The 12854-nt window shown below is 41.2% G+C and carries 11 protein-coding genes; 5 read left to right on the forward strand and 6 right to left on the reverse strand.

What is annotated here, in order from left to right:
- Window positions 1-125: 125 nt before the first annotated feature.
- The 4 genes from RM049_RS00815 to RM049_RS00830 all read right to left on the reverse strand — a co-directional run bounded on the left by RM049_RS00815 (window position 126) and on the right by RM049_RS00830 (window position 4631).
- Window positions 126-641, reverse strand: coding sequence for a hypothetical protein (locus RM049_RS00815; protein ID WP_322702833.1), 516 nt, complete (start codon window positions 639-641; stop codon window positions 126-128).
- A 159-nt stretch (window positions 642-800) separates the two neighbouring features.
- Complete coding sequence (locus RM049_RS00820) at window positions 801-1394, reverse strand: DUF4360 domain-containing protein (RefSeq protein WP_322702834.1); 594 nt, start codon at window positions 1392-1394, stop codon at window positions 801-803.
- Between the two features lie 684 nt (window positions 1395-2078).
- Complete coding sequence (locus RM049_RS00825; RefSeq protein WP_322702835.1) at window positions 2079-2786, reverse strand: phosphatidate cytidylyltransferase; 708 nt, start codon at window positions 2784-2786, stop codon at window positions 2079-2081.
- Between the two features lie 75 nt (window positions 2787-2861).
- Entirely contained in the window at window positions 2862-4631 is a 1770-nt protein-coding gene (locus tag RM049_RS00830; RefSeq protein WP_322702901.1) for a DUF3685 domain-containing protein, read from the reverse strand.
- Between the two features lie 143 nt (window positions 4632-4774).
- Here RM049_RS00830 and RM049_RS00835 point away from each other — a divergent pair, with 143 nt between their 5' ends.
- Window positions 4775-7807, forward strand: coding sequence for a pentapeptide repeat-containing protein (locus tag RM049_RS00835; RefSeq protein WP_322702836.1), 3033 nt, complete (start codon window positions 4775-4777; stop codon window positions 7805-7807).
- A 194-nt stretch (window positions 7808-8001) separates the two neighbouring features.
- On the opposite strand, the gene RM049_RS00840 is transcribed toward RM049_RS00835, so the two are convergent.
- Entirely contained in the window at window positions 8002-8448 is a 447-nt protein-coding gene (locus tag RM049_RS00840) for a Fur family transcriptional regulator (protein WP_322671759.1), read from the reverse strand.
- 663 nt (window positions 8449-9111) lie between these two features.
- Between RM049_RS00840 and RM049_RS00845 the strand changes: the two genes are divergently transcribed.
- Window positions 9112-9582 carry a CRR6 family NdhI maturation factor gene (locus tag RM049_RS00845; protein ID WP_322702902.1) on the forward strand — a complete coding sequence of 157 codons (471 nt, stop codon included), beginning with the start codon at window positions 9112-9114 and terminating at the stop codon, window positions 9580-9582.
- Window positions 9583-9801: 219 nt separating this feature from the next.
- Here RM049_RS00845 and RM049_RS00850 read toward each other — a convergent pair whose 3' ends face one another.
- Window positions 9802-10761, reverse strand: a complete 960-nt coding sequence (locus tag RM049_RS00850; protein ID WP_322671760.1) for a glycosyltransferase family 9 protein — start codon at window positions 10759-10761, stop codon at window positions 9802-9804.
- Between the two features lie 69 nt (window positions 10762-10830).
- Here RM049_RS00850 and ispD point away from each other — a divergent pair, with 69 nt between their 5' ends.
- The 3 genes from ispD to RM049_RS00865 all read left to right on the forward strand — a co-directional run bounded on the left by ispD (window position 10831) and on the right by RM049_RS00865 (window position 12825).
- Entirely contained in the window at window positions 10831-11571 is a 741-nt protein-coding gene (gene ispD, locus RM049_RS00855; protein WP_322702837.1) for a 2-C-methyl-D-erythritol 4-phosphate cytidylyltransferase, read from the forward strand.
- 182 nt (window positions 11572-11753) lie between these two features.
- Window positions 11754-12302: an SMC-Scp complex subunit ScpB gene (gene scpB, locus RM049_RS00860; RefSeq protein ID WP_322671762.1), complete on the forward strand. Its 549-nt coding sequence runs from the start codon at window positions 11754-11756 to the stop codon at window positions 12300-12302.
- 175 nt (window positions 12303-12477) lie between these two features.
- Window positions 12478-12825 (forward strand): DUF760 domain-containing protein, encoded by a 348-nt coding sequence (locus RM049_RS00865; protein WP_322671763.1) that lies wholly within the window; start codon window positions 12478-12480, stop codon window positions 12823-12825.
- Window positions 12826-12854 lie beyond the last annotated feature (29 nt).

A 12854-nucleotide genomic window follows, 5' to 3' on the forward strand; every position in this document is an offset into this window, starting at 1 on the left:
ATCAGATATTAGTCCTATATCATTACTGACTTTGCAGTTCTCGCTGCCTTTGCTAATATTGATGGCACCTCGATCGCAAACGCAACGTCATCAGAATTGGGGAGCATCCCTCAAAATTAAGCTTATTATTTTTGTTGAAGTGCAAATTTTAAATCTGTCAACTCTAATTCTCCTCCAGTTGTTGTTAATACTAAATTAATGCCTAAAACACTTTTTCCTGTAGTTGTATAGTTAGTTGGAGGTATTTGATTAGTCAAATCAAAATTCATCGCACTTCCATACATCATTTGATATGGAGTTGGTTTATCGCCAAGTAAAAATGATGAGATAGCTACTTGTGCTGGTGCTTTCTTGACTACACCTTTTACAGCTAAAGGCACAAGTCTAAATTGCTTTTGAGTATTAGAGGTATCAATTCTAATGATACATCTAGCCCTTGATGATTGTGCCTTTACAGTTATAGGAGCGCGAAGCGTAAACTGATTTATTTGCGGATTGAAGCTTATATTACATCCTCTGTTAACCGAAAATCGTGGCTGGTTGTTTACTGGAGTAGCAGTGCTAGATGAATTGGCATCATAACAGAAAAAAAACAAGCACATTAATATGAAAAAATTACGTGCATCACTCAATTTCAACATAACTTCCTCTCCATCAATAGAAATTTGTAATTTGAAAGAAGAATACATTTGGTAGATTCAATGAGTGGGGGATTTAGACTCACCACTCATTGAAGACCACTAAATTTGGAATTTGGTGCGTGTATCACCATCTATCCACAGAATCGCTAAAAACAACTACTAACAACGCTTTAGGTCAAAAGAAAGTATCACATCTCCAGCATTGAGATCGGCTGTATCAACAAAAATAGAACTTCCTGCTGAGGATTGTGCAGTCAGATTAATACCTAATAATCCTTGTCCACCACCACTACATAAACCTGTAGCAGCTAAAACAGTAATCTCATCTTGCTCTGCAAATGCCTTACTAGATGTAAACTTGCTAGTTTTAGGGGGAGCTACGGCTTGACCAAGAGCACCACCACTAAAGCTATAAGTTCTGCTTAAGCTGGTACCTTTACTCTTGCTATTAATATCAGTAGTTCCTTGGTACAGTACTTGTACATTTTGGACAATGAAACCACTTGGAATAAAACTTTGAACGCGTAAAATACACTTTTTACGGTCACCACTGAATGCACTAAAGTTATCCAAGATGAGCGATAAGGTTCTACCATCCTCTCCAACAAGCTGATCGGCAACCTTACATCCACCAGACCCGATTGCATCTCCAAAAGTAATACTAGGCTCGTCAGCCAAAACCTTAGTCGCGATCGCGTTGATTCCAAGAATTGTAGATATAGACAGTAATACACCAAATTGTTTAAAGTTCATATTGATTGTACCTATGTTGCTAGAGTTGTTTTTTGATGAAAAATGCATTCAGAAGCCAGAAGGTACGAGGTATGAAGGCATTTTTGCTTTAATTCCACGCTTAAAAGCATGAGATTGAAGCAAGAATGCTTTGTGTCTGCTGTTACATATCTCGACACAATTTTGTTCTAGTAATGGGCAATCACCCACAACTAAAGTTTTGATTGATACTTACAGGCTTCTGCCTTCTTCAATTGTGGGAAATCCTTTCAGGTATGCTTTGACAATTTCTGCTTAATCAGAAAATGAAGCATAACGGTATATCGCTGGAGTTAAGAGAAAAAAGATGGAAATCGGGTTACAAGATGTATTCTTGCTGTATGTCTATGTGGGGAAGATCATATAGTTGTCTCAATCAAAAAATATGTGTTCTCGATCACAGACATCTTGTGTTTACGAACACTGCCAATTTCAAAATAGTAGTATTGTAGTATGAAGTAGCAGTACTCCAAAGTTAGGTGCTAAAAATTAGGGGTATAAATCGCTGAATTAATAGTGCGATACCGATAGCGCAGCGTTAGTGAGCCGTCAAGCGTCACAGCCCGCCGCAGATATCGCACTGAAATAGCTATTTTTATTGAGAATCTATATTATGAGTGGCTGAAATTCTAGTTGTAGATTGGGAACGAAGTAATTAAAAGTGCCTTAAAAACCCTGCATGAAAATCCAAACTACTCCCGCCGCTGTTAGAGGTACGCTGAGGTTATCTGTGCCGTGGGGCGAGACTGCCTCTACTAGGGTTGCAAAAGTAGCAGTTACCACCGCCGTCAACAATGCCCATCCGAAACTTAAAGGCGTTGCTAGGGGACTTAGCAAAGAACCAGGTAGCAGTAACAGCACTAAGAAAATCACTACTGTACTTGCTATAAACATTGCTGCTGAACCTTCCCAGGAACGCACAGAACTTCCCACTTGGTATTTATGTTGCCCAAAACGTTTACCGATTAATGCTGCTAGTGCGTCACCCCAGGTCATTGCCATTATCCCAGCTACGGCGATCGCAACGCTATCTACTGGCCCATCTGGTCGCCACAGTAGCCCGAACAGTAGTGTCACTGAGATCGCAAAATAAACCGTACCAGGTGAGCTATCCTGGGTATCCATTGCGCCGATGATTCGGTAGCGGTAAAACAAGTAGTTCAGTCCGATAAAGGTAGCAAAAGGTATAATTCCGATTTCCCAATTCTTAAACAGTAGCAGGACTCCGAAAGCCCACATCCCTGCACCAATATGAATTACTTTGCGGGTCAAATCTGGCTTTACACCAAATAGCCTACGTAGTCCCTCGCCAATCACAAGCAGACTGATAGCGTAAACATAAGAAATTGCTAGTCCAATAAAATTATTTGTCATTTGTCATTTGTCATTGGTCATTTGTCATTAAGTTATTTACCTTGTCCTCCTTATTTTCTTCATCCCTCCTACTCTTCACTTAGGTCGATCGCTATTTCGTTTAAAGTTCTTTTCTACTGACGAAACGCTACCAATACCTTGAAGAATACCACGACCGATTAAACCTAAACCCCGACCAACTATTTGGGTAAGGATAAAAACTATACCGCTACCGAAAACGGCTAATAGTGATTTTAAACGCGGTGCGATCGCATCACTAAATTCTAGGAGCAATGTCACTACTAAGGGAATATTAGAAAGTTTTACTAACTCCTGATTTCGAGGGGCATAAACTGAAGTATTGGCAATGCCACGAGGCGCAATTACAAATAGTTCATACCGACTTTCAAAAACTGCTTTTGGCTCGTTTATATAATTTTTTAATCTATATTTCCACGACAAATCATTTCTAAATCGTTCAATTTCTCTTGTAGAAATCAATTGGCGTCTATAAAAGTTTTGCTTAATCTCTTCTACATCTGCTAAATAATTTAATAGTGGTTGCACTACTCCATTCGCTACCTGAATCAATAGGTTCTCTAAAATCATTAATGCTTGAGACTTAGCTTCGGCACTTACTACTGGATAGGAGGTATTATCAATGTTCAATTCTGTTTGAAATAACAGATAAGAATACAACTCACAAACTAGCGGAATTTTATTGATAATCTCTCTTTGTACAATCTCTGTATTTTGCAGCAACAAATTAACAATTTCTATGTTTTGATTAACTATTTTTATTCGAGAAAATTTTCCAAAAAAATCTGTAATTGCTGCTTGCCATAAATCACATAGCAAAGTATTTTGTAGTTCATACAATTGATTTATCTCTATTTGAGAAGTACGCAGTTCATCCAACTGTTCAGCTAATTTTTGTAGGATTAGATAAAGTAATTCCCGTTTTTTATCTTCACGAAAGATATCAATTTCTAAAGGTATATCTGTGATATTTCGTAAAGGAAATTGAAGTTTAGCAACACAAGATGTAAACAAGGCAGATTGTAGGGTTCCCGGACTCAGTAAAGGTAATACAGTTTGCCTTTGCTGAATGGCACCACTTAATAAAGGAGTCAAAGGTGGCTCATCTGCAAGCGGAATCTGTTCCTCTTGCCTTTCTTGTGATGAAACCAATAACCGATTTAGCAACCAACGAGCTGCTAGTAGTTCTCGCCGCTGTCCAGCTAGAATGGCTCGATCTAGTACTGGTAGTCCGGGAGTTTGTAATTGTGCTGTTACTGCGGCTAGGGTAGCATCAATGTTAGCGATTCCTGACAAACGTAAATTATTTCGCAGTTTAAAGAAGGGGAGTGAGGAGTAGGGAGTAGAGACGCGATTAATCGCGTCTCTACAGGAGTTAGGAGTTATTACTGCTTCTGTGTCCTGGAACCAGTAAGAACCACCATCTGCAACTTCTTGGATGGCGGCGATTAACTCAGGAAGTGGTGTACCTTTGGAGCAGTAGCCATTGATACCAATAGATTTCGCAGCTAATAGCAGTCCTTGTTCTTGAATAGAACTGAGGAGCAGGATTGGTAGGTTGGGATATAAGGCTCTGAGTTGCCGACAGAATTGTAAACCTAGCTGTTGACTGGTGGTAGAGCGACCATTGCCAAATTCTAAAACTATCAAATTTACCTGGTTGGGGTCTTTTTCGGCAATTTCTGCTAGAATCTGCAAGGCAATGGTATCAGTTTCTACAACTGCGATCGCTTCCAGGTTAGGAATCGCTTCCAGAGCTACCCGTAATCCCAGACGAAAAATCGGGTCTTGGTCGATTAACAATAATTTTAAAGGGCGATCGCTCATAATCCACTCAATTAGATCGGCACTGTTTTTTACCAATCAGAAAACAACTTTGATATAAAACTTTGTCTTCCCCATTGTCATCTGTTTTCGCAAACTGATAAATCGATCGTAATTGCCATAAACAGCTTTCACTGTGTGATTAAATGAACCTGAGTATTCGGCACTGGTTGGCAGAACGCCATATCGCAATCAATCAAATCAGAGAGTTTTCTGAGGGGCAATTGGCAGGTATTGCCTACCGTATTGTTCAGGATATGGAACTCAAAAGCCTGATGCCTTTTGATATCTGTATCTTGGTAGAGGTTTTAGAACTGCCCTTAAGTATTGTTTGGGAAGAAATTAGTGTCATTTCCCAGTTGACAGAAAACCTGTTGCGTAGCCTCAGCCAAAAAAAACCGTTAAAACGTAACGAAGGGACATGGCTAGCGTTTCAAATTGCCTATCTCCAAGCTTTGCAAGCAATTCTAGAGCAGGAAGCAAGCCTACAAAAACCGTGGTTAGACCGAGCAATTATACCCATACAAGCACACATACTTAAAGAAGATGTGGGTAAACTCATTTTCCAAGATTCGCAACTACAAGGATTGCTAAAAACTCTCAGCCCAGGTAAATTGACTGATACTCAAGCTGAACAAGCACTGTCTTCGGTTGCAGATTCATTACTAGTGCAACAAATAAATAATGCTACTATCGCTTGGTTAGTTGCCAATGGTGCAGAGGAACCGGAAGCAAAACTTCTAACACAGCGTTTAGTCAACTCACTTCCTGGTGACATACTAGTAGTCGTCACTGAGAATGCTGCACCTTTAGCCCAACTGCAAAAATTTTTCCGTTTGGGGATCTCATTATCTCCCAGTTTCATTACCCCAGAAGTTGGTTCTACAGTCAGTGAAAAAATTGATTTGCACCGAGAACATTACCGTGCAAGTTTGATTAAAAACCTCAGTATCCCTTTACTGATGGAATCCTTTGCTCTTAAGGATATCTATGTGCCACAAAAAGGCTTACCAATAGAAGAAAATATTTCTGAACAAGATAAAAAAGCTGTTAAACCAGTTGATTTAAAAACATGGGCGCAGCAACAGTTAACTGATTTAGAAACGATCGCTGTTATTGAGTCAGAACCAGGTTATGGAAAAACTAGTTTTTGCCAACTTTGGGCAGCACAGGTAGCACAGGAATTGTACCCTACTTGGATGCCTATAGTAATTAGGTTGCGAGATGTAAAATACGGTAAAACTTTAATCGAAACTCTAAATTCTGCCTTTGGTGTTAATCTTTCAACTTGGTTAGAGCAAGAAAATCTCCCTTGTCTGTTGCTGCTGGATGGTTTGGATGAACTGCCCCATTCTGTCCAGGGTATCAGGGCACAAGCAATTTTTATTCAGCAATTACTAAACCTTCAATCTCAGCACCGCCACAAAATTGTGTTGACAAGTCGCTCAACGACTTTACCAGAAATCGTCTCGGAACTACCGCTATTATTGAGGCGAATTATTATTCAGCCATTGGATGTAGACGAATTCAAGCAATGGTTTCAACAGTGGGCAAAAGTGCAATCATTACCCATTGCTCAAAATTTATTTACATTATTAAAACAGGCAGGGTTATTTAATAGCCAATCAAAGTTAAGCGAATTATCTCCCCTTATCCGTCAACCCCTAATGCTGCATTTATTAGGCCTCTTGCACCGTGAGGGATTGCTAGATGATGAACTATTGCAGTTAGCAGCTAATACCCAAAAGTCTTTTCTGTTATGGGAAATTCATCATCGTCTGAGTCGATGGTTGTTGGGTTATCCGTTAATTGGTGGGATCAAGACGATGTTACTGCGTTCGGGTACAGCTCATATTCATCGGACTCCAGAAGCGATCGCTAATCTACTCGCCGATCGTCATCCCCAAGATTTACTCAAGCAGATGCAAGCGATCGCTCTCAAAATTTTACACTCGCAACGTCATCAAATTAATCTAACTGGTGAATTTAATACTTTACCAGCGTTTTATTTTAAAATTTGGGATGTAAAAAGCTCAGGTGAAAGCGCAGCGAAAAGTAGTTTAATTGAGTTTTCGCATCTCAAGTTAGGAGAATCTCTTTGTGCAGATGCTATTGTTGTCCAACTTAAACTTCTGACTCAGTACCAAGATGAGGCTTATGGTACGCCCACTTTTGTACTTGATTCCAGTAGCGTAGCTCAGAATATTTATAATTTATTAGGTTACGGGATACTTAGCCAAGAAATAGAAGAACTAGCGATCGCCGGATTGCGTCGCCAGCAAAAGCACAAATTTTCGTTTGAAGTTTTATTTCAACGTCTTTTATCTTTCTGGCGTGCTTACTCTCAAGGACGTTGGTTAGATGAGGGGATAGCGCACAACGCTTTGACTAATTTTCATGCACTGCAAAACCCTGTGAATGTTGAACAGGTGAATGCTGCGGTGGGACTGAATGTATTTTTATTGCTTTGTGCTTGCTACCGAGAAACAAAAGTTCCATTTTGGCCTTGTGGGAATCCAGTCAATTTGACAGAATTCAATCCAGAAGTGTTGAGTGTGCTAATTGCTAGGACAACGGTTTTACATAAAAGTGCCTTCGCAACCCGAATCAAGTCTCTGGCTGGACTGAATTTATTGGGAGCCTCTTTATTGCAAGTGATGTTAACTGGGGTAAATCTTGAGCAAACAAATTTATCTAATGCGGAGTTAACAGGGGCGAATTTGGCTGGAGCCAATTTGCAACAGGCGAACCTCGCAGGTGCTAACTTACAACACGCAAACCTCGCAGGTGCGAATTTACAACAGGCAAATCTCACAGGCGCAAACCTGCAACAGGCAAACCTGATGGGGACAAATCTTAATTCTGCCGATCTCACCAACGCCTGCTTATTTGACGCCATCCTTGCGGCGAGTGACAAAAAATTGGCTGCTGATAATGGAGCCTTGTTCTCTAAAGAGTTGTTTCAAAAACTGAAACATTTGCGTAGTTTACCGCCGCAGGCATCGCAGCAGCGCTTTTTAAACACTGTGAAAATCACGCCAAATACAAACGTTAATTGGAACGAAACCCCTGCGATCGGACTAATTGAAAGCTGTGAAGGCGCAATTTTATCAGTAGATTTAGATGATGATGATGCCGATGATGAGACAGTTTTTGGTAAGAATTCAATTGGAGAATAGGGTATGGGGTATGGGGCATTGGGCATTGGGCATTGGGCATTGGGCATTGGGCATTGGGCATGGAGAAGAGACAAAAGAAACAAGGGAGAGATTTTCAATAATTCCTCCTTGCCCCCCTGCTCCCCTGCTCCCCTGCCCCCCTGCTCCTCTGCTCCCCTGCCCCCCTGCTCCTCTGCTCCCCTGCTCCCTGCTCCCTAGACCTCTTGCGGATTGCGGTAGCCAAAAAAGTTAATACTGTACTCAGTAATCCGCACTCCTGTTTCTTCTTCAATTTTGCGGATCAAATCTTCTGGTAGTTCCACATGAACATCAAGAATTTGATTTGTATCCAAACAGTTTATATGACTGTGAGAGTCACTAATGTTGCCGTACAAACGTCCATCACAGCGTTCAATACACTCAATAATACCTTGACTGGATAGTGCTTCTAAATTTTGATAAACAGAGGTATGACCGATCTCTTTGCCTTGTTGGTTCAAGCGATCGTAAATTTCTCTTGCAGCAAGATGTTCATTTGCTTGCCAAAGTAATTCCAGAATAAAGCGACGCTGACGACTGACGCGCATACCCAGGATTTGACAGCGCTCAAGTGCATCTTCTAAGGAACGAATTGGTTTTGTAGTAATTGTTTGTTTTTGCATATTACAGCTTGTTAACTGTTGGGGGGAATTTTCCCGTCTAAATGTTTATTGGTTATTTAATATATGCAATGATATTGCACACCGCTGTCTCACCTGTACTTATGTTTTGGCTTTTGATGCTGTGAAAGTGACAGGTGGCGATTATGATTTTTTTTGCTTGTTAACGGCTACTTTGTCAGACCTTAATCTAAAACAAACTCATTACAACTTTAACTTAAAATTGCTGTAAATGTCCACCTTGGGGCAGCCATTGCCTTGCCCAAGGAAGCTGATTCTAATGGCGTACCATATTAATCGTGTAGTAATTATTTAATTAGATGCGAGTAATTATAGCAATGATAAAAGTAACATTTAATTTTAGTAAAAATCAGTGAAGTGAATAGCGATAGCCAGTGGCTCATATCAAAGCTAGTAACTAAATGTATATTTGTTATAATCACCGAAAATTAAGCAAAAGTATCAAATAAATTTGATCGAGGTCAGACTTGTGTTTAAACCTTGTATGGGTTGACGAAATTATCAGCAAAAAGTATCAGTAAATACTAATTTATTTATGAAAAAGACATTGTGCGATCAAAAGTCAATGTAGCGTCAATCCCTGAAAGCTGCTACTGTATATTCTCGATCCTACAGTTGAGCATCAAGAAGGTGGCTGCTAAATCAATGACAATTGCGATCGCACTCAATAATGACTTCATTAACAATCTGGATCTGTCCCCTGCATCAACGGTGATTGAAAAAATGCTGCAAGATGGGATTGTATCCCACGAACAGCAGCTACGCTTTGATGTCAATTACGATCTCCAGCCTGGAGACCCACGGGAACTCTCAGAAATTCCAGAGGTGCGCCTGTGGTTTGTGCGTCTAGATGCCAAATATCCCTGGTTGCCATTTTTACTAGATTGGAAAGCTGGGGAATTTGCCCGTTATACCGCCATGCTTGTACCACACCAGTTTAGTTCTCAAGAAGGTATTCAGTACAATCCTGAAGCCTTAGAGATATTTTTGATGCACAAAATCTTTATTTTAGGTGATTGGCTGAAACAACAAAACATACCCAGCCTCTCGCGCCTAAAGTCTATGGCGCAAATTCTAGGTTATGAATTAGATGATGCTTTTTTTGAAATATTTTAAATAGCTAATAGGTGATAAAAGAGTTTTGAGAAAATGTTCTTTGTTATCGATTTGTCTAAATAAAAACTGAAAGCCGTTGCCAACTTGTGACAACGGCTGAGTGATAAATTATAGAGCTTTTCATTTGTATGCATTATATATTCACCTCTCTCTTTCCAGGAGAGAGGTTTTGAGGCTTACTGTCTGTTCTAGGTATCTAAGTTTGGGAAAACTACTGGTTTAGCCACCCCAAATTTTCTCTAAAACTGTGTTTGGTGAAATATCCGCCGTTTTTCCCGTAAGGGATTCAATAGCTAGGAATTTATCGTTTTTCGGCAACAACTTAGCTGGATTGCTGGGCCCAAAGATGGCAATGGTATAAGTTTGGACTGCAACACTCAGCTGTAGGGCCGCGCTATCAGTAGATAACATCAAATTTGCCCCAGCAATTATGGCAGTTAACTTACCAATATCATCTGGGGCAGTCACCTTGATATCTGGAGAAGACTCCAGAAGCGATCGCACAAACAGCTCATCATCAAGCCCCTTAATAAGCACCACAGGTAAATCCGGCTGCTTTTGTTGGAAGGCTTGAATAATTTGTTGCCAATTCTCGACAGGGTAGATTTTATCCAGTTCTTTAGCCTGGGATAACTGGCCAGAACCCCCATGAATCAAGATATAGCCTGTTTCATGAACCCCTAAACGTTTTTGTTCCTTTTGTGCCCATTCAATATCTGGTTTTGGTACATTTACTGCTAACTCTGGGACAGGGCTATTTATTTCCAACGGTTGCAGCAAGTCGTGATAAACTGCTGCGACATACTGGGATGATTTCAACGGCACAGTATGGGTAAGAAAACCCGATCCTTTGCCTTGGTAGCCAATGCGTATAGGAATTCCCGTCAACCAGAGTAAAAGACCCACCAACCAATTTTGCTTAACAGCAATGGCAACATCGTATTCGCGATCGCGAATTGTCCCCACTAAATTACCCCAATCTGCCAGACTGTTACGGTCATTAAAATCAAAGTTCAGCACCTCGTGAACTGACTTGCTCACTCGGTAGGCAGCCTTTGACCGGGGTTCAACAACGACATCTATCTGAGCATCAGGGTAATGGCGCTTCAGGTCATCTAGAGTCGGAAAGAAGAGAATTTGGTCGCCAATTCCGCCAGGTACAAGGGCTACTACTCGCATAATATTTATTGACGCTTACTCGCTCCCTATTTTAGGGGAAAATATATAGCTTAAAGATTGAGGAATTCTGTGTATTTACTAATTCCAGCTGCGGGAATCGGAAAAAGAATGGGTAGTAACCGCAATAAACTCCTGCTAAGAGTGCGATCGCAACCAATTATTGCTTGGACTTTATTAGCCGCAGAAGCCGCCAGTACAATCAGTTGGATCGGGATCATTTCTCAGTCTAGCGATTGGCCAGAGTTCAATGCAATTCTCGCCGATCTGAAGCTGACTAAACCAGTGGAATTGATTCAAGGTGGCTCCACCCGCCAAGAATCTGTTTACAATGGCTTGCAATCTCTGCCAATAGCCGCAGAACAAGTGTTGATTCACGATGGTGCTAGATGCCTGGTAACACCAGATTTATTTAACTCTTGTGCCGAGGCCATTCGCCACTGTCCCGGTTTAATTGCTGGTGTACCCGTCAAAGACACCATCAAAGTTGTCAACGAACAAGGCATAATTCAAGAAACACCCGACAGACGACAACTATGGGCAGCACAAACTCCCCAAGGATTTGATGTCAAGTTGTTGAAACAGTGCCATGCTGAAGGAGTCCGTCAAGATTGGGAAGTAACTGACGACGCTGCCTTATTTGAAAAGTGCGGCATCGAAGTCCGAATTGTCGAGGGAGAAGAGACAAATTTAAAAGTGACCACTCCACAAGATTTAGCGATCGCAGAATTTATTCTCACAAATAGAGGGACTGGGGAGCAGGGGAGCAGAGGAGCAGAGGAGCAGAGGAGCAGAGGAGCAGGGGGAGAATAACTCCTAACTCAGCACTCATTACTCATTACTCAACACTGTTTTGCCCAATGCCCAATGCCCAATTTTAAAAAATACTTTGACAATTTATGATACAATGCCACACACTTGTTGATTGTTGATTGTTAGTTGTCATGTACTAATGACCAATGACTAATGACCAATGACAAACGACTAATGACTAAATGATTACAGCCACAGCGACGAAGATAGAAGCAATTCTCTATTTAAAGGGTAAACCCTTGTCGCTCGGCGAAATCGCCGAGTATGCCGCGTGCGATCGCGCCACTGTCAAAGAAGGCATAATTGAACTAATGGACAACTATGCCCACCGAGATAGTGCCCTAGAGGTAGTAGAAACTCCAGATGGTTACAGTTTGCAACTCCGGTCTGATTTTCATGACTTAGTGCAAACGATGATCCCAGTAGAATTGGGTGTAGGTGCATTGCGAACTTTGGCAGCGATCGCCCTTAATAGTCCCATACTCCAAAGCGACTTGATTAACCTACGCGGTTCAGGAGTATATCAGCACGTCCCAGAACTCGTTGAACTTGGTTTCATCCGCAAACGCCGAGACAGCGATTCTCGCTCTTACTCACTCCAAGTGACCCCAAAATTCCATCAATATTTCCAAATCGAACAACTTCCACAAATACTTTCTACAAGTCAGAAGGAAGAACAACTAGAACTAGAACTAGAACTAGAACTAAAAACAGTGGCGAGTAGAGAATAGGGAATAGGGAATAGGAAGCACGGGGAAGAATAAAAATTACCTCTTTGCTCCCTGCCCCCTGCCTCCTGCCTCCTCTGCCCCACTCCCCTCCTCTTGACTTATACCCGTGGTGAATGCGCTACTCTTGTTCTATGGTTTAGAGTAGAGTTAGCAATTAAGCTAAATAAAACTGCCAATGGTGTTTAATCCTGACTTTTTGAATGACAACTCCGAGGAACACCCTAATCAACTTGTTTCCGACCACTCTGAGGAATACCCTAATCAGTTACTTAAATATCTACAGCATCAGTCTCCTGATGTTTTAGCTAGGGTTGCTCAGTCCGCCAGCCCCGAAATTAAACAAATCATCTCGCAAAATGTCCAAGGACTAGTGGGAATGCTCCCGGCAGAAAATTTCAACGTGCAAATCACAACAGATCGGGAGAATTTAGCTGGACTTCTAGCGTCGGCCATGATGACGGGGTATTTTCTGCGCCAGATGGAACAAAGAATGCAGTTAGAGCATTTGTCTAATGGCCAATAGTTAATAGTCGCTAGTCAAACATTCTGGGA

The sequence above is a fragment of the Nostoc sp. DedQUE04 genome, from assembly GCF_034530995.1.
Taxonomy (GTDB): Bacteria; Cyanobacteriota; Cyanobacteriia; order Cyanobacteriales; family Nostocaceae; genus Nostoc.